This is a genomic window from Phaeobacter porticola, from assembly GCF_001888185.1.
Classification (GTDB): Bacteria; Pseudomonadota; Alphaproteobacteria; order Rhodobacterales; family Rhodobacteraceae; genus Phaeobacter; species Phaeobacter porticola.
In genome coordinates this window covers 378,426-400,747 of the sequence record NZ_CP016364.1, presented here as the reverse complement: position 1 = coordinate 400,747, position 22,322 = coordinate 378,426, and the positions used below count along the sequence as shown (strand labels likewise).

General features: G+C 57.2%; 22 protein-coding genes. 3 read left to right on the top strand and 19 right to left on the bottom strand.

All coding sequences use genetic code 11. From position 1 onward, the window contains the following. Positions 1 to 5: 5 nt before the first annotated feature. Positions 6 to 626 (bottom strand): TIGR02466 family protein, encoded by a 621-nt coding sequence (locus tag PhaeoP97_RS01925; RefSeq protein ID WP_072503642.1) that lies wholly within the window; start codon positions 624 to 626, stop codon positions 6 to 8. Positions 627 to 738: 112 nt separating this feature from the next. Here PhaeoP97_RS01925 and PhaeoP97_RS01920 point away from each other — a divergent pair, with 112 nt between their 5' ends. Further along, on the top strand, positions 739 to 1,443 hold the full coding sequence (locus tag PhaeoP97_RS01920) for a hypothetical protein (protein ID WP_157891223.1): 705 nt from the start codon (positions 739 to 741) through the stop codon (positions 1,441 to 1,443). An 84-nt stretch (positions 1,444 to 1,527) separates the two neighbouring features. On the opposite strand, the gene rplP is transcribed toward PhaeoP97_RS01920, so the two are convergent. From rplP to rpsL, 15 genes are all read right to left on the bottom strand, one after another. Beyond that, positions 1,528 to 1,941, bottom strand: coding sequence for a 50S ribosomal protein L16 (gene rplP, locus PhaeoP97_RS01915; protein ID WP_008559969.1), 414 nt, complete (start codon positions 1,939 to 1,941; stop codon positions 1,528 to 1,530). Between the two features lie 12 nt (positions 1,942 to 1,953). Then, positions 1,954 to 2,661, bottom strand: coding sequence for a 30S ribosomal protein S3 (gene rpsC / locus PhaeoP97_RS01910; protein ID WP_072503640.1), 708 nt, complete (start codon positions 2,659 to 2,661; stop codon positions 1,954 to 1,956). Then, positions 2,661 to 3,041 carry a 50S ribosomal protein L22 gene (gene rplV / locus PhaeoP97_RS01905; RefSeq protein ID WP_072503639.1) on the bottom strand — a complete coding sequence of 127 codons (381 nt, stop codon included), beginning with the start codon at positions 3,039 to 3,041 and terminating at the stop codon, positions 2,661 to 2,663. Before rplV ends, rpsC begins: the two co-directional genes overlap by 1 nt. Before the next feature lie 3 nt (positions 3,042 to 3,044). Then, complete coding sequence (gene rpsS, locus PhaeoP97_RS01900) at positions 3,045 to 3,323, bottom strand: 30S ribosomal protein S19 (RefSeq protein ID WP_005980699.1); 279 nt, start codon at positions 3,321 to 3,323, stop codon at positions 3,045 to 3,047. Between the two features lie 3 nt (positions 3,324 to 3,326). Beyond that, a complete protein-coding gene (gene rplB, locus PhaeoP97_RS01895; RefSeq protein WP_072503638.1) occupies positions 3,327 to 4,169 on the bottom strand; it encodes a 50S ribosomal protein L2 in 843 nt (280 codons plus the stop codon). Positions 4,170 to 4,580: 411 nt separating this feature from the next. Continuing rightward, a complete protein-coding gene (locus tag PhaeoP97_RS01890) occupies positions 4,581 to 5,096 on the bottom strand; it encodes a hypothetical protein (RefSeq protein ID WP_237028971.1) in 516 nt (171 codons plus the stop codon). Between the two features lie 309 nt (positions 5,097 to 5,405). Further along, positions 5,406 to 5,702 (bottom strand): 50S ribosomal protein L23, encoded by a 297-nt coding sequence (locus PhaeoP97_RS01885; RefSeq protein ID WP_072503637.1) that lies wholly within the window; start codon positions 5,700 to 5,702, stop codon positions 5,406 to 5,408. Further along, the gene (gene rplD, locus PhaeoP97_RS01880; RefSeq protein ID WP_072503636.1) at positions 5,699 to 6,316 is read right to left on the bottom strand and encodes a 50S ribosomal protein L4; all 618 of its coding nucleotides are present in this window, start codon (positions 6,314 to 6,316) and stop codon (positions 5,699 to 5,701) included. Before rplD ends, PhaeoP97_RS01885 begins: the two co-directional genes overlap by 4 nt. After that, positions 6,313 to 7,026, bottom strand: a complete 714-nt coding sequence (gene rplC / locus PhaeoP97_RS01875) for a 50S ribosomal protein L3 (protein ID WP_072503635.1) — start codon at positions 7,024 to 7,026, stop codon at positions 6,313 to 6,315. The genes rplD and rplC overlap by 4 nt, the downstream gene beginning before the upstream one ends. 17 nt (positions 7,027 to 7,043) lie before the next feature. Further along, on the bottom strand, positions 7,044 to 7,358 hold the full coding sequence (rpsJ, locus tag PhaeoP97_RS01870; protein WP_008563081.1) for a 30S ribosomal protein S10: 315 nt from the start codon (positions 7,356 to 7,358) through the stop codon (positions 7,044 to 7,046). A 331-nt stretch (positions 7,359 to 7,689) separates the two neighbouring features. Next, the gene (locus tag PhaeoP97_RS01865; protein ID WP_083570301.1) at positions 7,690 to 8,772 is read right to left on the bottom strand and encodes a hypothetical protein; all 1,083 of its coding nucleotides are present in this window, start codon (positions 8,770 to 8,772) and stop codon (positions 7,690 to 7,692) included. Positions 8,773 to 8,970: 198 nt separating this feature from the next. Next, positions 8,971 to 10,146, bottom strand: a complete 1,176-nt coding sequence (gene tuf, locus PhaeoP97_RS01860; RefSeq protein WP_072503619.1) for an elongation factor Tu — start codon at positions 10,144 to 10,146, stop codon at positions 8,971 to 8,973. A gap of 66 nt (positions 10,147 to 10,212) precedes the next feature. Next, a complete protein-coding gene (fusA, locus tag PhaeoP97_RS01855; protein WP_072503633.1) occupies positions 10,213 to 12,333 on the bottom strand; it encodes an elongation factor G in 2,121 nt (706 codons plus the stop codon). 18 nt (positions 12,334 to 12,351) lie between these two features. Then, positions 12,352 to 12,822, bottom strand: a complete 471-nt coding sequence (gene rpsG, locus PhaeoP97_RS01850; protein ID WP_072503632.1) for a 30S ribosomal protein S7 — start codon at positions 12,820 to 12,822, stop codon at positions 12,352 to 12,354. Between the two features lie 12 nt (positions 12,823 to 12,834). Beyond that, positions 12,835 to 13,206 (bottom strand): 30S ribosomal protein S12, encoded by a 372-nt coding sequence (gene rpsL / locus PhaeoP97_RS01845; protein WP_005621086.1) that lies wholly within the window; start codon positions 13,204 to 13,206, stop codon positions 12,835 to 12,837. Positions 13,207 to 13,621: 415 nt separating this feature from the next. On the opposite strand from rpsL, the gene PhaeoP97_RS01840 reads away from it, so the two are divergent. Beyond that, positions 13,622 to 14,398, top strand: coding sequence for a putative rhamnosyl transferase (locus tag PhaeoP97_RS01840; protein WP_072503631.1), 777 nt, complete (start codon positions 13,622 to 13,624; stop codon positions 14,396 to 14,398). A 9-nt stretch (positions 14,399 to 14,407) separates the two neighbouring features. On the opposite strand, the gene PhaeoP97_RS01835 is transcribed toward PhaeoP97_RS01840, so the two are convergent. Beyond that, positions 14,408 to 15,295: a DMT family transporter gene (locus PhaeoP97_RS01835; RefSeq protein ID WP_096740442.1), complete on the bottom strand. Its 888-nt coding sequence runs from the start codon at positions 15,293 to 15,295 to the stop codon at positions 14,408 to 14,410. Further along, entirely contained in the window at positions 15,292 to 16,116 is an 825-nt protein-coding gene (locus PhaeoP97_RS01830; RefSeq protein WP_072503629.1) for a glycosyltransferase, read from the bottom strand. Before PhaeoP97_RS01830 ends, PhaeoP97_RS01835 begins: the two co-directional genes overlap by 4 nt. 480 nt (positions 16,117 to 16,596) lie before the next feature. On the opposite strand from PhaeoP97_RS01830, the gene PhaeoP97_RS01825 reads away from it, so the two are divergent. Next, positions 16,597 to 17,886 (top strand): MFS transporter, encoded by a 1,290-nt coding sequence (locus PhaeoP97_RS01825; protein ID WP_072506253.1) that lies wholly within the window; start codon positions 16,597 to 16,599, stop codon positions 17,884 to 17,886. 166 nt (positions 17,887 to 18,052) lie between these two features. Here the strand turns inward: PhaeoP97_RS01825 and rpoC are convergent, their stop codons facing one another. Continuing rightward, positions 18,053 to 22,297: a DNA-directed RNA polymerase subunit beta' gene (gene rpoC / locus PhaeoP97_RS01820; RefSeq protein ID WP_072503628.1), complete on the bottom strand. Its 4,245-nt coding sequence runs from the start codon at positions 22,295 to 22,297 to the stop codon at positions 18,053 to 18,055. Positions 22,298 to 22,322 lie beyond the last annotated feature (25 nt).

The following is a 22,322-nucleotide window of genomic DNA, read 5'->3' as shown; positions in this document are numbered from 1 at the left end:
TCCGATCACTCCCAACGGTAATTAAAGCTCACCGAGACTCGCTCGTCTTCGGCCATGTTCATGGGCACCTCGTGGCGGATGAAGCTCTCCCACAGGAGAACATCGCCGACGGCGGGCGTCTGGTAAACAAATGTCTTCAGCTCTTGGCGGCAATCCTTCTGACGCGGGGGGTGCGCCATCATCATCGCGTGGCGCGGGTCTTCCAGTTTCAGGGCTGAGGCACCATCGGGCATGGAAACATAGGTGGTGCCGGAAATCACCGAATGGGGGTGGATGTGGCTGGCATGGGTGCCGCCTTCAGGCAGGATATTGATCCAGAGATCCTCCAGCACCAGCGCGCGCCCATCAAGGTCCAGCTCCAGATCCTTGGCAAAGGCTGCGACATGCAGATCGAGCGTTTTCACCAAATCGGCAAAGATTGGAAAACGCCAGGGCAGATCGGTGAGCGAGGCATAGGACGTATAGCCGGGATAGCCGTTCTCCTCGCACCAGTCCTGGCCGGCCTCGTCGTCCTGGGCGATCACGAAGCAAGAGTTTTCAAGTTCACCGGCATCGACCTTGGGTCCGTGCTCGGACAGGGCTGCGCGGTAGAGACGGGTTACGAAGAGGGATTCTATCTGTGCCATGCCCCCTCTTTAGCCCAGCTCCGCAGCGGAACCAATGCAGCATTCCCGACCACTTGCTCTTTGAAATCCGCCGTCCTAGCCTCGGAAAAATATGTGTATTGAGGGCAACCATTTGGCGCAATCACCGTTCAGCTACCCCGGCGATGACGACACCCCTTACCTGCAGCACTTTGACGGTAAGTTCACATCCGTTTTTGTTGCCCTAAACCCGTTTCTAAAACTCCCCGATCATCCGCCTTGGCAAAATGGGGAATGGCAGCCAGACAGTACCGTTCTAGCTGCCAAATTGAAGGGGGCCTCTTGTGGAGTTTCTTGGGCGGAGATCGCATTGCTTTGCGACTTCTCCTCCCCCTCACAAGTCAACCGGGCCCTGAGACTGACCGGATCAAAACGTATCTCTGCCAAATATGCAAACCCTGGCGACACTGCCCGGATGCTGGAGATCTGCGCCACACAGAATATACACCTTCCAGATGAAGGCTGCTCATCGCCCCTTCTGGAACTTTCAATGGGTTCCTTTGCGCAGGCCCTTGGCCAAGATAGGCTGATAAGTGCCGGTCACTTCGGGTCATCACCAAATAAAATACAAGCCCTTGATCTACTGGACAAACAGCAAGGGTGCATAGAGCTCTGGTCAGTGGATAGGTCGCTCTATTGTGCGATCAACATCGACTATCATTATCACCTGATCTGTCAAACCGATGAGAGCCTGAGGCTGGCCAAACCCGAGGATTATTTCGAAGGCTTCTATGCCGATACCACCACCAATGACTTTTGGGGTATCGGAGATTTCTCCGGGGCAGAACAAATCTTGTAAATCTTCCCGCTGGCCCCTCCATACGAGAAAGCCCCCACCGATTTCTCAGCGAGGGCTTCAATCTATTTTTTGCGTTAACCGGGCTTACCAGTCTTCGCGAACCACGACGCGGGTCTTGACCGGCAGCTTCATCGCAGCCAGGCGCAGAGCCTCACGTGCGATGTCGTCATTGACGCCGTCGATCTCGAACATCACGCGACCAGGCTTCACTTTGCAAGCCCAGTAATCCACGGAACCCTTACCTTTACCCATACGAACTTCGACGGGCTTAGAGGTAACCGGAGTGTCCGGGAAGATCCGGATCCATACACGACCCTGACGCTTCATGTGGCGGGTCATGGCACGACGAGCAGCCTCAATCTGACGCGCGGTGACGCGCTCAGGAGTGGTTGCCTTCAGGCCATAGGTGCCGAAGTTCAGGTCCGAACCGCCTTTTGCTTCGCCGGAGATCCGGCCTTTGTGCATTTTGCGGAATTTAGTACGCTTTGGTTGAAGCATGTCATCTCCTCCTTAGCGACGACCGCCTGCACCGCGAGGTGCCGGGCCGTCCTGGAGTTCCTGTGCTTTACGGTCACGTGCCTGAGGATCGTGTTCCATGATCTCGCCTTTGAAGATCCAGGTTTTGATCCCGATGATCCCGTAGGGGGTCATGGCTTCGTTGTGAGCGTAATCGATGTCGGCGCGCAGCGTGTGCAGAGGCACGCGGCCTTCGCGGTACCATTCGGTCCGTGCGATTTCAGCACCACCCAGACGGCCAGCAACGTTCACCCGGATACCCAAGGCGCCCATGCGCATAGCATTCTGAACGGCACGCTTCATCGCGCGACGGAAGGACACACGACGTTCCAGCTGCTGAGCGATGTTCTCGCCAACCAGCTGTGCGTCGAGCTCGGGCTTGCGGACTTCAACGATGTTGAGGTGCAGTTCCGAGTCTGTCATCGAGGCGAGCTTCTTACGAAGCACTTCGATGTCAGCGCCTTTTTTACCGATGATCACGCCCGGACGTGCTGTGTGAATGGTTACACGGCACTTCTTGTGGGGGCGCTCGATGATCACACGGGCGATGCCCGCTTGCTTGCACTCATCCTTGATGAAGTCACGGATGCGCAGATCTTCCAGCAGCAGATCACCATAATCTTTGGTGTCGGCATACCAACGGCTGTCCCAGGTACGGTTGACCTGAAGGCGCATGCCGACCGGATTGACTTTATGTCCCATTAGGCTTGCTCCTCAACTTGACGCACCGTGATGGTGATCTCCGAAAACGGCTTGAGGATTTTGCCAAACCGGCCACGGGCACGAGGACGGCCGCGTTTCATGGTCAGGTTTTTACCCACATAGGCCTCGGAAACGATCAGTTCATCGACGTCCAGGTTATGATTGTTCTCGGCATTCGCGATTGCGGACTGAAGGCATTTCTTCACGTCCTGTGCGATCCGCTTGTTGGAGAAAGTCAGGTCGGTCAGAGCCTTCTCAACTTTCTTGCCACGGATCATTGCGGCGACGAGGTTCAGTTTCTGCGGGGAAGTACGAAGCATGCGGATTTTCGCCATTGCCTCGTTGTCTGCCACGCGGCGGGGATTTTTTGCCTTGCCCATGACTTACTTCCGCTTCGCTTTTTTGTCTGCCGCATGACCATAGTAGGTCCGTGTCGGCGAATATTCACCGAACTTCTGACCAATCATGTCTTCCGAGACGTTGACGGGGATGTGCTTCTGACCGTTGTAAACGCCAAACGTCAGACCCACGAACTGGGGCAGGATCGTCGAGCGGCGCGACCAGATCTTGATGACTTCATTGCGGCCCGACTCGCGCGCTGCTTCGGCTTTTTTCAGCACGTAAGCATCGACAAAGGGGCCTTTCCATACAGAGCGAGACATAGATTAACGTCCCTTCTTCTTGGCGTGGCGCGAGCGAATAATAAGCTTTTGCGACGCTTTGTTTTTGTTGCGGGTACGCTTGCCTTTGGTCGGCTTACCCCAAGGTGTCACCGGGTGACGACCACCGGAGGTACGACCTTCACCACCACCGTGCGGGTGATCGATCGGGTTCATAACCACACCACGCACAGAAGGACGCTTGCCCTTGTGGCGCATACGGCCGGCTTTACCAAAGTTCTGGTTCGAGTTGTCGGGGTTGCTGACCGCACCAACGGTGGCCATGCATTCCTGACGAACCAGGCGCAGTTCGCCCGAGGACAAGCGGATCTGAGCGTAGCCACCATCACGACCAACGAACTGAGCGTAAGTACCGGCTGCACGGGCGATCTGGCCGCCTTTGCCGGGCTTCATTTCGATGTTGTGGATGATAGTACCGATCGGCATGCCCGAGAACGGCATTGCGTTGCCCGGCTTGATGTCTGCCTTTGCGGATGCAACGACGGTGTCACCAACTGCCAGACGCTGCGGAGCAAGGATGTAGGCCTGCTCGCCGTCTTCGTATTTGATCAGCGCGATGAATGCGGTCCGGTTCGGGTCATATTCGATCCGTTCAACGGTTGCCGCAACATCAAATTTGTTCCGTTTGAAGTCAACGATCCGGTAGAGACGCTTTGCGCCGCCGCCACGACGACGTGAAGTGATCCGTCCGGTGTTGTTCCGGCCGCCCGACTTGGTCAAACCCTCGGTGAGAGATTTGACCGGACGCCCTTTCCAAAGCTCCGAACGGTCGATCAGAACCAGCCCACGCTGGCCCGGCGTCGTCGGCTTATACGACTTGAGTGCCATGCTTTCTGTCTTCCGTTTAGCTACGATGGGTTACCCCACCGCTGCGAACCCTCAGATTTCGTCCTAAGGCCCGCTATGTGTAAGCCCCCCGCCCGGTTGTCCCAATATTGGGACGCCCTACTAGGGTGGCCAGATTATAGGGCCCCGAAGGTCCCAAGGTTCGAACATCCCGACAAATATAATAGCCCCGGAGCGAATCCGGGGCCGTCAGGATTGTTGCGACTTAGCAGAGCTTGGGAGAAGTGACAATGGTCGTGTCCATGATTCAATAGAAACGACTCACCTATTGAACACCCCCCATTGTCCGCCACCGGATAGACGCACGTAAAACACCAGTCAAAGCGCCGCCTCATGGGGCGGGTGCGGTCGCAGGCCTGCTTTCCGCCTGGCGCTGGCGCGGCGAGACTTACCCTAATGCTTCTCCAAGAACTGGCTGGCGTCCAGTATGGTCTCGGTCAACCCCTCGAAAAAGCCGGGAAAACTGATGTCCACCAGTCCTAAGGACGTCAGCCCGTCATCAGAGGCGCTGTCCTGGCTGGTATTTATGGCAAATTTGGCCCCCGGAGCATTCAGCAATTCCCGATAGCTCGCACCCTTTCCATGCTTCAGAACGTTGACCACCAGATAGTACTGGCGGACCCGCTCGGCGAGATCCGTTTGCCCGGACTGCAATAGTAGGGCTGTCAGTTTCCGCGAAAACGGCCCCCGTTTAAAGTGATGCTGCATGCGCGCCTCAAACAGCGTGAAGATGTCGACCGCCTGCGCCTCCAGCGCGACCGTGGCCTCGCGAAGTTCCTCAACCTGGGCGGCAGATTCTTCCGGCCCGCCGGCAGGCGCCTGCGCCGCCACGATGCGATCCTCAAGCGTCTTGGCATTGACCCGCGCCACGGCGACCAGTTCAGGTAAACTCTGTGAAGGTCCCATCATTTATTCTCCTTAAGGCCTCTCTCCCATACGCTATAGTGCTGGGAATGATAGTGCTGGCGTGCGCCAATCAGATTTGAACCACCGCATCGCTGTAGTAAAAGGCGTTGGGCCGGGGGGCTTTGCATCTAGGCACAGCTGTTTCTTGGATACGCACGCAGGGCGTCATGGGTTTTGACCCGCAGCGGCTATACATTTGCAAAGAGCATCCGTAAGGACCCCGCCTGCCCACAACACCAAGCAGCTTGCTTTGAACAAAAAAGCCCCCCGCATCGCTGCGAAGGGCTTTCGTTCTTGTCAGAGAGGCAGATCTCAGAGTCCGGTGGACACGTCGATGGTGTTGCCTTCTTCCAGGGTCACATAGGCTTTTTTCACGTCTTTACGCTTGCCCAGCTGGCCGCGAAAACGCTTGACCTTACCCTTGGTGATGGTGGTGTTGACCGCTTTGACCTTCACACCAAAGAGAGCTTCGACAGCTTCTTTGATCTGGGGTTTGTTGGAGTCGATCGAGACCTCAAACACCACTGCACCGTTTTCGGATGCCATGGTTGCTTTTTCGGTGACGACCGGCTTGCGGATCACGTCGTAGTGTTCTGCCTTCGCGCTCATTTCAGGCGAGCCTCCAGTGCTTCGATACCTGCTTTGGTGATCACCAGGGTGTCACGCTTCAGGATATCATAGACGTTTGCGCCCATTGTCGGCAGGATATCCAGGCCTTCAATGTTGCGCGACGCTTTCAGGAAGTCTTCGTTGACCGAAGAACCGTCGATGACCAGCGCGCGTTTCCAGCCCAGGTTTTTCACCTGCTTGGCCAGAGCTGCGGTTTTGCCTTCGGCAGCTGCATCCTCGATGATGACCAGTTCGCCCGCTTTGGCTTTGGCGGACAGCGCATGACGCAGACCCAGCTTGCGGAATTTCTTGGTCAGATCGTGGCCGTGCGACCGCGGGGTCGGACCTTTGTAGATACCACCCTTGCGGAAGATCGGTGCGTTACGGTCACCATGGCGTGCGCCACCGGTGCCCTTCTGGCGATAGATCTTCTTGGTCGAGTAGGAGGTCTCGGACCGCGTCTTGACCTTGTGCGTGCCCTGCTGCGCGTTGTTACGCTGCCAGCGCACCACACGGTGCAGGATGTCGGTGCGCGGCTCCAGGCCGAACAGCTCTGCATCCAGCTCGATGTCGCCGGCTTTGGCGCCGTCGAGTTTGATCACATCAAGTTTCATGCTTCACCACCTTCCGCGGAGACTTCTTCCGCTGCGGCCGACTTCAGACCTGCCGGGAAAGGCAGACCTTCGGGGGCCTTCTTTTTCACGGCGTCTTTGACGGTGACCCAGCCACCCTTGGAGCCGGGAACGGCGCCTTTGATCATGATCAGGCCACGATCAGCGTCGGTCTTGACGACTTCCAGGTTCTGGGTGGTCACGCGGGCAGCGCCCATGTGGCCGGCCATTTTCTTGCCTTTGAAAACCTTGCCCGGATCCTGACACTGGCCGGTCGAACCGTGCGAACGGTGCGAGATCGACACACCGTGCGAGGCACGCAGACCACCAAAGTTCCAGCGCTTCATCGCACCGGCGAAACCTTTACCGATGGAGGTACCGGTGACGTCAACTTTCTGACCTTCGAGGAAGTGCTCGGCCGAAATTTCGGCACCGACTTCAATCAAGGCATCCGCGGGCACGCGGAATTCAACCAGCTTCCGCTTCGGCTCAACCTTCGCAGCTGCGAAGTGACCGCGCATGGCTTTGGAAACGCGCTTCACCTTGGCCGAGCCTGCGCCCAGCTGAACAGCTGTGTAGCCGTCTTTTTCGGTGGTGCGTTGTGCGGTCACTTGCAGGCCGTCCAGCTGAAGAACAGTCACAGGAACCTGCTGACCATCTTCGAGGAACAGCCGGGTCATGCCGACTTTTTTTGCGATAATACCAGAGCGCATATGTTTACCCTCCGATCTTAGGATTGCAGCTTGATTTCGACGTCCACACCAGCAGCGAGGTCGAGCTTCATCAGCGCGTCCACGGTCTGGGGGGTCGGATCAACGATGTCTAGGAGCCGCTTGTGGGTGCGGATCTCGAACTGGTCACGAGATTTCTTGTCAACGTGCGGGCCACGCAGAACGGTGAATTTCTCGATCTTGTTCGGCAGAGGGATCGGGCCACGCACTTGCGCGCCGGTCCGCTTGGCAGTGTTCACGATTTCCTGCGTGCTGGCGTCCAACACACGGAAGTCGAATGCCTTCAGCCGGATACGGATATTTTGGCTTTGCATAATCATGCCTTTTTTTCAGGCGTTGGGGTTGAGAGGAGGGCCTGCGACCACCGCCGAACCCTCATCGAACCCAAAAGGCGGGAATCACCCCGCCTCATCCCCGCAGAGCGGGATGGCGCCGTATACGCTTGATGGGGGTGTGTGGCAAGGGGGTTTGCCGCGAAACCGTTGCGTTTGGGGAGGGCGGTGGGTTTGGGATTTTGTTAGGGGAGGTTGAGCGGAGGCTACGGCGAGCAGATTGCCCCCTTTTCAATGTAGGAAACAGAGGTGAGGAGACGCCCCTTTTCGCTTTGGCCCGCAATGCCAAACTATCCTCAGCTGGTTTCACCTGTCAGTTTTGATCAGACAGCTTCCAAATCACTGCTCGATGGCCAAGATCCCCTGTGGATGATCCCGCAACAACTGAGCCATCAGCACTAACGTCACTAGCGGAACTGGAAATGTAGCCGCCGCTGTCCTTCAGCCGCCCGAGAAGTTCCACGGGTCCGCCCTTCTCTTTAATGAACGCAACGCCTCCCCCGGCTCCCTTGACATATCCCACGACAGCTTCACTCAGCCTGCTGATCGCACGTGCTCCGGCTTTCTTGACCTTGAACGGTGGCAACAGCAGTTGGCTGCCGCCGCCGGTGCTCCAAAAAAATGCCTTGCTTCTCTTGTGGCTGCTTGCGTCACCAACAACGATCGAACCGTCCCAGGAAGCATCGTGCGCATACATCAGCTTTTCGCCCTGCACAGGAGCTAGAAGAACAACACCATCCTCTTTGGTCCACCGGAACGCCTGAACCCCTACACGTCCGACAATGATTTTACCATCGTCACTAACCCCGAGGGCAGCGCTGTCTCTGTGAAGATCTTCGGTTCCGATGAAAGTTATTCCGCTATCGGCGGTCCAGCGGAATGCACGCTTCCCTCCGCTATCCCCGGTACCGCCAACGCTGCCGACAACAACCGACCCATCTGCACTTACCGCCTGGGCATGAGTTTGAGTGTACCTTTCAGCCTCACCAAGACTGACCATTCCAGTGTCTTTCCTCCACAGGAACGCATGCCAGCCAGCCGCGCTATCGCTTCCTCCTACAACAGTAGAGCCATCAGCGCTAATACCGGATGCACGGCTTTTCGAACCGCCAGGCAGGACCCCAAGGCTGAGCATTCCCAACTCTTCCGTCCACAGAAATGCGCGCTCTCCCTCTGAAGAGCCGCTCACACCAACGACAATGTGGCCATCATCGCTTACCGCTTTTGCGAAGCTGCTTTCCCCGCCTTTCAGAACGCCCAGATCGCAGACAACAACGCCTTCGATGTTGCTCTTCACTGGCGCTTCACAGGTCGCAGCAGAAACATCGGGGCTGGAAAGTAACTGCACCAAAGAAACCAAAGTTGACGCAATGAGCGTCTGAAAATTATTGAACATCTAGAATACCTTACTGAAAAATAACAACGATAACGGCAGTGCCGCACCCGATTTGAAGACAATGACAAAGTGACCATGTTCGCCACAACGAATAAGGGCCGCTCTTTCGAGCGGCCCTTTCTATTGTCTCAGAGGTGCGGGCTCTCATTGATTTTGCTGCGCAAAACCAACTGCCGCCCGCCAGACGGCAAAGCCGTCTTACTCGGTGATTTTGGACACAACGCCAGCGCCGACGGTGCGGCCGCCTTCGCGGATGGCGAAACGCAGGCCGTTTTCCATTGCGATCGGCGCGATCAGTTCAACGTCGAACTTCAGGTTGTCGCCGGGCATAACCATCTCGGTCCCCTCGGGAAGGGTCACGGTGCCGGTCACGTCGGTGGTCCGGAAGTAGAACTGCGGACGGTAGTTCGCAAAGAACGGCGTGTGACGGCCGCCTTCTTCCTTGGTCAGGATATAGGCCTCGGCTTCGAACTTGGTGTGCGGGTTCACCGACTTGGGGGCACACAGAACCTGGCCACGCTCAACACCGTCACGGTCGATACCGCGCAGCAGGGCGCCAATGTTGTCGCCTGCTTCACCACGGTCCAGCAGCTTGCGGAACATTTCAACACCGGTGCAGGTGGTGGTCTTGGTGTCGCGGATACCAACGATTTCGATCGAATCGCCAACGTTGATCACGCCACGCTCAACACGCCCCGTAACAACCGTACCACGGCCAGAGATCGAGAACACATCTTCAACCGGCATCAGGAACGGCTGGTCAACCGCACGTGCAGGGGTCGGGATGTACTCATCAACAGCTGCCATCAGCTCTTTGATCTTCTCTTCGCCGATTTCAGGCTTGTTGCCTTCCATAGCGGCCAGAGCCGAGCCTGCGATGATCGGGATATCGTCGCCGGGGTAGTCGTAAGACGACAGCAGCTCGCGGATTTCCATTTCGACCAGCTCCAGGAGCTCTTCGTCGTCGACCTGGTCAACCTTGTTCATGAAAACAACCATGTGCGGGATGCCAACCTGGCGGCCCAGCAGGATGTGCTCGCGGGTCTGCGGCATCGGGCCGTCAGCTGCGTTCACAACCAGGATCGCGCCGTCCATCTGCGCCGCACCGGTGATCATGTTCTTCACATAGTCAGCGTGGCCGGGGCAGTCGACGTGGGCGTAGTGACGGCCTTCGGTCTCATACTCGACGTGCGCGGTCGAAATGGTGATGCCGCGGGCTTTTTCTTCGGGTGCGCCGTCGATCTGGTCGTAGGCTTTGAAGTCACCAAAATATTTGGTGATCGCTGCGGTCAGCGTGGTCTTGCCGTGGTCAACGTGGCCGATGGTGCCGATGTTGACGTGCGGTTTTGTACGTTCAAACTTTTCCTTAGCCATGAGAGGCCTCCTTTTCGTGTTGAGAAGGGCACGCGCCGTGGCGCGAACCCCTCAAATTCGTTTCGCTTACGCGAATTTCGCCTGGATCTCGTCAGAGATGTTCTGCGGAACCGGATCGTAGTGATCAAACTGCATGGTGAACTGGGCGCGGCCCGAGCTCATCGAACGCAGCGTGTTGATGTAGCCGAACATGTTCGCCAGCGGCACCATTGCGTCGATCGCAATAGCGTTGCCACGGGGTTCTTGGCCGGTCACCTGACCACGACGCGAGGTCAGATCCCCGATGATGCCACCGGTGTAGTCCTCAGGTGTGATAACTTCCACCTTCATGATCGGTTCCAGCATCTTGGCGCCAGCTTTGCGCATACCTTCACGCATGCCCATACGAGCAGCGATTTCGAAGGCCAGCACGCTGGAGTCAACGTCGTGGAACTTACCGTCGATCAGAGCAACCTTGAAGTCGATCACGGGGAAGCCGGCCAGAGGGCCGCTGTCCATAACCGATTTGATGCCTTTCTCGACGCCGGGGATGTATTCCTTGGGAACAGCACCACCAACGATCCGCGATTCAAACGAGAAGCCTTCGCCTGGCTCTGTCGGCGAGATGATCATTTTCACCTCAGCGAACTGACCCGAACCACCCGACTGTTTCTTGTGGGTGTAGGAATGCTCAACTTCGTGACCAATGGTCTCGCGATAAGCAACCTGCGGCGCGCCGATGTTGGCCTCAACCTTGAATTCACGCTTCAGACGGTCAACCAGGATGTCCAGGTGAAGTTCGCCCATGCCCTTCATGATGGTTTGACCGGACTCGATGTCGGTCTCCACGCGGAAGGACGGATCTTCAGCAGCAAGACGCTGCAGACCCTGGGACATTTTCTCCTGGTCGGCCTTGGTTTTCGGCTCAACCGCGATCTCGATCACCGGATCTGGGAAGGTCATGGTTTCCAGAACCACAGGATCGTTGACGGCGCAGAGCGTGTCACCGGTTGTGGTGTCTTTCAGACCTGCCAGCGCAATGATGTCGCCCGCGAATGCTTCTGTGATTTCCTCACGGTCATTCGAGTGCATCATCATCATCCGGCCAACGCGCTCTTTGCGACCTTTGGTCGAGTTCAGCAGCGTGTCGCCCTTGTTCAAGACGCCGGAATAGATGCGGGTAAAGGTCAGCGAGCCCACGAAGGGGTCGTTCATGATTTTGAACGCCAGACCCGAAAACGCCATTTCATCGTCCGCACGGCGGGGGATGTCACGGGTTTCTGTCTCATCACCGGGTTTGAAGCCCATGTAATCAACAACGTCCAGCGGGCTGGGCAGATAGTCGATCACAGCGTTGAGCAGAGGCTGAACGCCTTTGTTCTTGAACGCGGAACCACCCAGGACAGGAACGAACGACAACGACAGCGTGCCCTTGCGCAGCAGGGCGCGCAGGGTCGCGACGTCAGGCTCTGCGCCATCCATCAGGTAGTTTTCCATAGCGTCGTCGTCCATTTCGACGGCCGCTTCGATCATCTTACCGCGCCATTCGTCGGCCATGTCTTTCAGGCTGTCACGGATCGGTGCTTTGATCCACGACGCACCAAGGTCTTCGCCCTGCCACAGCCATTCTTCCATGTTGACCAAATCAACCAGGCCTTCCAGCTCGGTTTCTGCGCCGATCGGAACAGCAACCGGAACCGCGCGGGCACCGGTACGGTCTTCGATCATGTTGACACAGTTGAAGAAGTCAGCGCCGATTTTGTCCATCTTGTTGACAAACACCATACGCGGAACCTTGTAGCGGTCAGCCTGACGCCACACGGTTTCGGTCTGAGGTTCAACACCGGCGTTGGCGTCCAGAACACAGACAGCACCGTCGAGAACCGCAAGCGAACGCTCAACTTCGATGGTGAAGTCAACGTGGCCTGGGGTGTCAATGATGTTCAGGCGATGCTTGGGCGAGTCGGCGGTTTCACCGTCTTCTGTGCGTTCCCAGAATGTGGTGGTCGCAGCCGAAGTAATGGTGATGCCGCGTTCCTGTTCCTGCTCCATCCAGTCCATGGTGGCTGCACCATCGTGCACCTCACCAATGTTGTGGGATTTGCCGGTGTAATACAGGATGCGCTCGGAGCAGGTGGTTTTACCCGCATCGATGTGCGCCATGATACCGAAGTTACGGTAACGGTCGAGTGGATAGTCGCGTGCCATAGGTCTAGATCCCCTAGCTTACCAGCGGTAATGGCTGAAGGCTTTGTTCGCCTCGGCCATCTTGTGGGTGTCTTCGCGCTTTTTCACGGCAGTACCGCGGGACTGAACAGCGTCCAGCAGTTCACCGGCAAGGCGCTCTTCCATGGTGTTTTCATTGCGGCTACGGGCCGCTTTGATCAACCAACGGATGGCCAGGGCTTCGCGGCGCTCGGGGCGCACTTCGACGGGCACCTGGTAGGTTGCACCACCCACACGACGCGACCGCACTTCGACCGAAGGCTTCACGTTGTCGAGGGCTTCGTGGAAGACTTCCACGGGGGCGCGTTTGATTTTCGATTCAACGCGATCAAAGGCGTTGTAAACGATGCTTTCTGCGACCGATTTTTTACCATCGATCATCAGGTTGTTCATGAATTTGGTCAGAACGCGGTCGCCAAACTTGGCGTCGGGCAGGACTTCGCGTTTTTCAGCAGCGTGACGGCGAGACATATTATCTTCCTCTTACTTAGGACGCTTCGCGCCGTACTTCGAACGGCGTTGCTTACGGTCTTTGACGCCCTGGGTATCCAGAACACCACGCAGGATGTGGTAACGGACACCGGGAAGGTCTTTTACTCGGCCGCCACGGATCAGAACCACGGAGTGCTCCTGAAGGTTGTGGCTCTCACCGGGGATGTAGGAGATCACTTCGAAACCGTTGGTCAGGCGAACCTTCGCAACTTTCCGCATCGCGGAGTTCGGTTTCTTAGGTGTGGTTGTGTACACACGGGTGCAGACGCCGCGTTTCTGCGGGCACTGTTCCAGGTGCATGGACTTTGAGCGTTTTACTTTCGGCTGCCGCGGTTTGCGGATCAGCTGTTGGATCGTTGGCATTCCGGTTTTATCCCCGTCTCATCAACACATGTGTCATGCACATCCTTGGACATGCGGCTAAATTCGTCGCACTTACGCGTCCGCAAGCGCAAAAACCGCAATCGTTCCCATTCCGAGGTGAACGACGCGGTGGGTTTACAGAGGATCCGTGCAAATAAGACGCACGAGATCTTGAGCCACTTCGATTTGATATCGGCTTTTGGGGCGACCCCCGGGTGCCGGATAGGCGGGCATATATGGGGAGTCGCAGGCGATGTCAACAGCGCCCCCTGCGCCTGGCGGTATCAGAACACATAGAGACCATCGGATCGAAACCGGCTCTGCTGCCTTGCTTGCCCGGCCAGTCGGCACGGTGCATAGTCCCGACCAACCAGCGGACCAAGTTGATAGGCCGCAGATGCGAGGGTCTACAGTGATGCAGGTCATAGGTCTATGCCGTTTTTCTTACCCGGCACTTGGCGGCTTTCAGGTCGAACATGACAGTCTTGAGGCGCGGATTGCCTATCTTTATGGCGAGGCGCGGTTGGAAGAGCGATTTCACCTGATGGAGACCGTGGCCTTGCCCTGCCTGCGTGCCCAGACTGATCAGGATTACACGCTGGTGGTGGTGATCGGGGACAGCTTGCCGAGCAGGCACGTAGAACGGCTGCGCAACCTGACAGCCGATATACCACAGATCCAGATCCGCGCCCTGCCCTCCGGCACCCACCGGCAGGTGATGAAGCAGGTGTTGAATGAGGCCCGTACCAATATAAACGCGGCATGCCTGCAATTCCGACATGATGACGATGACGCAGTATCGGTCGACTTTGTCGAACGGCTGCGCCAGACCGCTGCTGACTGCCCTGGGCTAATTGCCAGGAACCAGACGCTGGCTATTGATTTCTGCAAGGGATTCACAGCCCGATTTGATGCTGACGGGATCTACGCCACAGAGGTTCATCGCCCCTATTTCGTGGCCGCAATGGGCATGTATGTTGCGGGCGGCTGCAAGCAGACCATCATGAATTTTGCCCATCACAAGATCGCGCGATTCATGCCCAGCATCACGATTCCTGATGCGCCAATGTTTGTGCGGACCCTCAACAGTTACAACGACTCGCGACAAAAGGATGCCAAGGAACCAGAGCTGACGCGCCTCACTGCCAGACAGGAAGGCGAGTTCGAGGCGCGGTTTGCGATCCGGTTGTGATCTTGTTCCCTATTCCGGTGGTGACAGGCGACGGGGGTGTTCGCGCAACAGGCTGAAGACGCCCGCCCCCACAACAATCGCCGCCCCCAGAAGAGTCAGCGCATCAGGCCAGGTGTCAAACATGAGCCACCCCAGCAGCAACGCCCAGAGCAGTCCAGTATAGCGGAACGGCGCAACCGCCGCGACATCGCCCACCCGCATCACCATCACCGAAAACAGATAGCCCGCAAAGATGAACCCCGCCGCCGTCAGCAGGATTAGCGTGGTGGAAAGCGTCATCGGCTGCCACTCCTCTTGTAGGCTGAGGCCCGCGCCGAATAGCAGCACTGACAGCGCTGCCATCAGCGTCACGGTGAGGGATGGCACAGCTGCCGACATGCGGCGTGTAAAGAGATCACGGACGGTAATGCAGAGCACCGCCGCAAGCGCATAGCCTGTGCCCGCATCAAACCCCTCTGGCCCCGGCCGCACGATCAACAGCATGCCAGTGAAACCGACCCCGATGGCGGTCGCCCGCCGCCAGCCAACCGTCTCACCAAAGACAAGCACCGCGGCAAGCGTGACCGTCAGCGGCAGCATCTGCAGGATGGCTGTTACATTCGCAATTGGCAGTGTCAAAAGCGCGGTGAGAAAGAAATAGGTGGTGGCGACCTCGGCGATGCTGCGCCCCGCGACCAATGCCCAGTCACGCCGGTTCAACGACAAGCGCAGGCCCCCATATGTACGGGACAAAGCATAGATCAGCACGCTGACCGCCATGCCGCGTACCACTAAGATCTGCGAGAGCGGTAGGCTTTGTCCGGCGAGTTTGACCATCCCGTCGTTCAGGGTGAAGCCCGCCATGCTGCCGACCATCAAGAGCGCGCCCAGCTGGTTTCCAGTCAGCCGAGAGATCACGGCAACACGTCGCGCAGTTGGTCTGGCGTCATGGCAAAATGGCAGTCCAGTGCTGTGGCGATCTGCGTGTCCGACATCTTATGTGTGATCCCCATTTGCGCCGGGCGGGATTTGTTATCGCCATGAATGGTGCGCAGAAAGCCGGGCGTCGAGATGTCGGAATATGTGTTCCAATGCTGCGCGTAGCGGCGGTGATTGTAGCGATACGGATTGTCGCGGTACTCCACCGGAGCCACAAGCGCAGCCCCTACCGACAGCGGCGCCTTTTCGCAGGCGTCGAAAATTTCATCCTTCGGACCGCCCGCCCCCTGAGTTCGCCGAAGATAGAGCCCCCGGTTGTTGGCAAGGACAAACGGCGTGTCCGCGCCCTGAAGTGGGATCATTCCCAGGGCCAAGCGGCGATTGCGGGCGACATAATCCAGATCCACCGCGTCGTCATCATCCAGCCGGAACATCAGCCGATGGGTCGCATCATCAACCGGAACCGCGTTATAGCCCTGTTTCAGCATTCGATAATGGGCACCGGGGCCGACGGGCATCAGGGTGATATTGGAAGCAGGTTCCAGCAGACGCGCAAGGCGCTCCAGATAGATCTCCGGCATATCCTCCGCGGTGAGGACAATCAGGTGAAACCCTTGGTCGCTCTGCCGCAAGAGGGAGCGCAGACACAACCGTTCGAACACCCGAAACCGCAGCTCCATCCGCTCTGGCGCGAAGAGATGGGCGGCGGTGTCCTCAAGGGTCGCGAACCGTTCGGAGTAGTAGGTCGGCGTCAACACGGAAAAGCGCACAAGGCCGACAATACTGAGTTTAATATCCATGTCCGTGCGATCCTCTAGCAGCCCGGATGGACCGGGCAGTGTTCAGCGCAAAAGACCATCCCCGAGGCCAATTTGGAAGGCGCTAAATCGCACCAACGCCTTGCAACAGCGCGGTACGGGCAACACAGCAATTGGCAGCCATAAATGCCACGCAATGAGCTAAGCCGAGATAACAGACAAAAAAGGTGACTTCCTCGTCAATTGGCAGCGACAAAAAGCTGTGATTGGTTATCCTGCATCCCAACGGAGAGACGTGAGATAAGGTTTAAGCGCAACCAGTACACAACTTTGGAAGGGACCCTATCCTGCCGCGCAAGGTCGTCCGTGCTGGACGGGCTCTGACACGCGACACCCAAGGGTCGGCTCGGTGGACGACGGGGGCTTTCGCCTCGCTTGCACGAACAGCCGCATGGACATCAGCATAAATTCTGGCTTCCTTAATGTATTGTGCATGTCGACAGCAACGACGATGCTGCAAAGATGGCCACCGAAATCGAATTCTCTTTTGCAGCACTGAATGAGCCGGCGCGGCGTCACATTCGCGTGTTTCAGATACACCAGTTTCTTGACCGTTTTGCGATGGGACTGACAGTTGCCGTTGTTGCGCTGGCATTGGCTGACCGTGGCATGGACCTTTTTCAAATCTCGCTTCTCTTCGGGGTCTACTCGCTCACGACGATGGCGATGGAGCTGCCGTTTGGTGGTCTCGCCGACAGTATTGGCCGCAAGCCGGTCTTTTTGACGGCGGTCGTCGCCAGTTTGATTTCGCTCGCGCTCTTTCTCTCGACGCGTGATTTTTATGTTCTGGCGCTTTCATTTGCATTCATCGGTTTTGGACGCGCGCTGAGGTCGGGCACGCTTGATGCGTGGTTTGTCGAAACTTTCAAGGCCACCGCACCTAATGTAGATGTCCAGCCCGCACTGGCCAAAGCGCAATGGGCCAATGCCGTAGGCTTGGCCATTGGCGCTGTTCTGGGGGGCCTTCTGCCCGATATTTCAGGCCAGGGCGCAAAACGCCTTGGGTTCAGCATCTATGATGTGTCCTACCTAACGAGCTTCGGTGTGATGTTGGGCGTGTTTGTTTTCACGATGTTAGCCATTGTCGAGAAACCGCGTCCGATGAACATGACGGCTCTCATGCACGGCTTCGCCAATGTCCCAACGGTGATAAAGGACGCGAGTCTTTTGGCTCTTAAACACCCCGCTCTGTCGATACTTCTGGCAGCGTTGGCGGTCTTTCTGATGGCAACCAATCCAGTCGAGGTAATCTGGCCGACCCATGCAAAACTCATGTTGGAAGAGGGCTACGCAAACACCGTCATCGGTGTCGTCACTGCGACCTATTTCTTCTCCATCGCTTTCGGCGCATCTCTGTCTTCACACATCAGCCGGATCTTCAAGCGGCGCCACGCCATGACGCTGGCGGCGAGTTTCACTTGCTTAGCTGGCGTACAGATCACATTGGCATTGCAAGACAATATCATCGGCTTTGTGATGGTTTTTATCCTGTATTCGGTGATCCTTGGTGTCAGCGAAACGCCAGCCAGCAGCATTCTGCATCGCTGCGTGGAGGACCGTCAGCGGTCGACCATGCTCTCTCTGCGGTCGCTGATACAACAGTTGGGCGCCGCATTGGGCCTGCTGTTGGCCGGAACTGTCGCTGAGATCTACTCTACACCTATCGCATGGATTGTCGGTGCGGTGTTTCTGTTCATTGCGGTCATACTGATCTTGGTGTTGGTCAGACGACTGGCCGTAGAAGCCGAGTAGCTGACATTCATGCGCAGTGCAGCATTAAATACTATGGGTTCAATACTGCTGGTAAACAACGGATTAAGCCGTAACTGAATCTTCTATTCAGTTTGACAGTTGTCCACGCAAAAGCCCCCCGCAACATAGGTTGCGGGGGGCTAATTTTACGTCAGATCAGCGTGGATCAATCGCGGCTCTCGGGTGTGTCCACCAGAGTGTCGAAACTGTCATCAGCCACAGCTACATCATCCATTGACGGGGCGGCCAGTGCGGCGGCTGCTTCTGCCTCCTCACGACGCGCCTCAAGGACGACATTGTCACGCCCCTGAGCAATGTTGCGTACCCGCTGGGTGGCACCACCGGTACCAGCCGGGATCAGACGGCCAACGATAACGTTCTCTTTCAGGCCCACCAGCTTGTCGCGTTTGCCCTGCACCGAAGCCTCGGTGAGAACGCGGGTGGTTTCCTGGAAGGACGCCGCAGAGATGAACGACCGGGTCTGGAGCGATGCCTTGGTGATCCCCAGAAGGATCGGCTCGCCCTGTGCCGGACGCTTGCCGCGCGACAGTGCCTTTTCGTTGGCGGTGTCGAACTCCTGCTTGTCCACGTGCTCACCCTTGAGCAGCGTGGTGTCGCCTGAGTCGGAGATCTCCCACTTTTGCAGCATCTGGCGAACGATCACCTCGATGTGCTTGTCGTTGATCTTCACACCCTGCAGTCGATAGACGTCCTGAACTTCGTCGATCATATAGTTTGCGAGCGCTTCCACGCCCATGATCGACAGGATGTCATGCGGCGCGGGGTTGCCGTCCATGATGTAATCGCCCTTCTGAACAAAGTCACCTTCCTGAACAGGAATGTGCTTGCCCTTAGGCACCATGTATTCGACGGGATCCGCGCCCTCTTCAGCAGCCTCGATCGAGATGCGACGCTTGTTCTTGTAGTCGCGGCCAAAGCGCACATAACCATCGATTTCGGCGATGATCGCGTGGTCCTTGGGACGACGTGCTTCGAACAGTTCCGCAACCCGCGGCAGACCACCGGTGATGTCCTTGGTTTTGGCGCCTTCACGCGGAATACGCGCAACAACGTCACCAGCGACAATATCCTGGCCTTCTTCGACCGACAGAATTGCGTCGACGGACATCGGATAGGTCAGAGGGTTGCCCGCGTCATTGCGCACCGGCTCTCCATCGCCATCCACCAGAATGATCTCAGGCTTCAGATCCGACCCTTTCGGAGCCGCACGCCAGTCGATCACGATCTTCTGCGTCATGCCGGTGGCTTCGTCGGTCTCGTCGCGAACGGCGATCCCCGAAACCAGGTCAACATATTTAACCGCACCGGGCTTCTCTGCGATGATCGGCAGGGTATAGGGATCCCATTCGAACAGTTTGTCGCCGCGCGCAATGGTCTGGCCTTCCTTGACGAACAGCTTGGAGCCATAGCCCAGCTTGTGGCTGGCCCGCTCTTCGCCGTGTTCGTCCTGAATGATCAGCTTCATGTTCCGACCAACAACCAAGGTCTCGCCGTTGGCGTTCTCCAGGGTCTGCTGCATCTCGAAGACGATCTTGCCTTCTTGCGATGCTTCGAGGAAGGACTGCTGGCCACCCTGTGCAACACCGCCGATGTGGAATGTCCGCATCGTCAGCTGTGTACCGGGTTCACCGATGGACTGGGCAGCAATGATGCCAACCGCTTCACCAGTGTTGACCTGCGTACCACGGGCCAAGTCACGACCGTAGCACTGAGCACAGACACCTTCTTCGGCTTCACATGTCAGCGGTGAACGGATTCGGGTCGACTGAACGCCCGCCTCTTCTACCGCATCCGCCATACGCTCGTCGATCAGCTGGCCAATCGCGACGATGACCTCCTCGGTGCCGGGCTTTTTGATATCCTCTGCCGCAACACGGCCCAGGATACGTTCACCAAGCGACGCCACAACTTCACCGTCGTTCACAGCTGCTTCCGCCGTGATCGCCGCTTCGGTACCGCAGTCGCGATCACGCACGATACAGTCCTGTGCCACGTCCACCAGACGACGGGTCAGGTAACCCGAGTTCGCTGTCTTCAAAGCGGTATCCGACAGACCCTTACGGGCACCGTGAGTCGAGTTGAAGTACTCGAGAACGGTCAGACCTTCTTTAAAGTTCGAGATGATCGGAGTCTCGATGATGTCGCCGTTCGGCTTGGCCATCAGGCCGCGCATACCGCCGAGCTGTTTCATCTGAGTAACCGAGCCACGCGCACCGGAGTGCGCCATCATGTAAACCGAATTCGGTTCCATAACAGCACCAGCCTCGGTGCGTTTGTCAGCGGAGATGGTGCCCATCATCGCGTCGGTGACCTTGTCGTTACATTTTGACCAGGCATCGACAACTTTGTTGTACTTTTCGCCCTGAGTGATCAAGCCGTCCATGTACTGCTGTTCAAAGTCTTTCACCTGATCGCGGGTCTCATCCACCAACGTCCATTTGGTGTCAGGGATAACCATATCGTCCTTGCCGAACGAAATGCCTGCCTTGAACGCCTCGCGGAAGCCCATGGTCATGATCTGGTCACAGAAGATCACGGATTCTTTCTGACCGCAGTAACGGTAGACGGTGTCGATGACCTGCTGAACTTCTTTCTTCCGCAGAAGACGGTTCACCAGCACAAACGGTGCCTTGACGTTTTTCGGCAGCAGAGCGCCAAGGCGTACACGGCCTGGCGTGGTCTCGAAACGTTCGACGACCTCGTTGCCTTCTTCGTCGATCTGGGTGACGCGCGCGGTGATCTTGGTGTGCAGGTGAACAACACCTGCGTCCAGCGCGTGCTGAACTTCCTCGATCGAGCCGAACACCATGCCTTCGCCGGGCATGCCTTCGCGTTCCAGGGTCACGTAGTAGAGACCCAAGATCATATCCTGCGAGGGAACGATGATCGGTGCGCCGTTTGCAGGCGACAGAACGTTGTTCGTGGACATCATCAGGACGCGCGCTTCCAGCTGGGCCTCAAGGCTCAGTGGGACGTGCACAGCCATCTGGTCACCGTCGAAGTCCGCGTTAAACGCCGAGCAGACCAGCGGGTGCAGCTGGATGGCCTTACCTTCGATCAGCGTGGGTTCGAACGCCTGGATACCAAGACGGTGCAGGGTCGGCGCACGGTTCAGCATCACCGGGTGCTCACGGATCACCTCGTCGAGGATATCCCAAACTTCGGGACGCTCTTTTTCGACCAGCTTCTTCGCCTGCTTCACGGTGGAGGACAGACCTTTGGCCTCCAGACGCGAATAGATGAAGGGCTTGAAGAGTTCGAGCGCCATCTTCTTGGGCAGACCGCATTGGTGCAGCTTCAGCTCAGGGCCGGTCACAATGACCGAACGACCGGAGAAGTCGACGCGCTTACCCAAAAGGTTCTGACGGAAACGACCCTGCTTACCCTTCAGCATGTCGGAGAGCGATTTCAGCGGACGCTTATTGGCGCCGGTGATCACGCGACCACGACGGCCGTTGTCGAACAGAGCGTCAACCGATTCCTGCAGCATCCGCTTTTCGTTGCGGACGATGATGTCAGGCGCGCGCAGCTCAATCAGACGCTTCAGACGGTTGTTCCGGTTGATGACGCGGCGATACAGATCGTTCAGGTCAGAGGTCGCGAAACGGCCACCATCCAGTGGTACCAGCGGGCGCAATTCCGGCGGAATCACAGGAATGACGGTCATGACCATCCATTCCGGGCGGTTGCCGGATTCGAGGAAGCTCTCAACGACTTTCAAGCGTTTGATGATCTTCTTGGGCTTCAATTCACCTGTGGCTTCGGCCAGCTCAGCACGCAGCTGCTCGGCTTCGGCTTCAAGGTCGATGGCCGCCAGCATTTCGCGGATCGCTTCAGCGCCGATATTGGCGGTGAACGCGTCCATGCCGAACTGGTCCTGGGCGTCCATGTATTCTTCTTCGGTCATCATCTGGCCGTATGTGAGGTCGGTCAGACCCGGCTCAATGACAACGTAGTTTTCGAAATACAGAACCCGCTCCAGATCACGCAGAGTCATATCCAGCATCAGGCCGATGCGCGACGGCAGCGACTTGAGGAACCAGATATGCGCAACTGGTGACGCCAGTTCGATGTGGCCCATGCGCTCGCGGCGGACCTTTTGCAGCGTGACTTCCACGCCGCATTTTTCGCAGACAACGCCGCGATATTTCATGCGCTTATATTTGCCACACAGGCATTCGTAATCTTTGATCGGGCCAAAGATACGCGCGCAGAACAGACCGTCACGTTCAGGCTTGAACGTCCGGTAGTTGATGGTTTCCGGCTTTTTGATCTCGCCGTAGGACCACGACAGGATCCGTTCTGGCGAGGCCAGCGACACCTTGATCTCGTCAAAGACCTTTGGCGGCGTGAGCGGGTTGAACGGATTATTCGTCAGTTCCTGGTTCATTTTGATACCTCAAATTCGTGCAGAA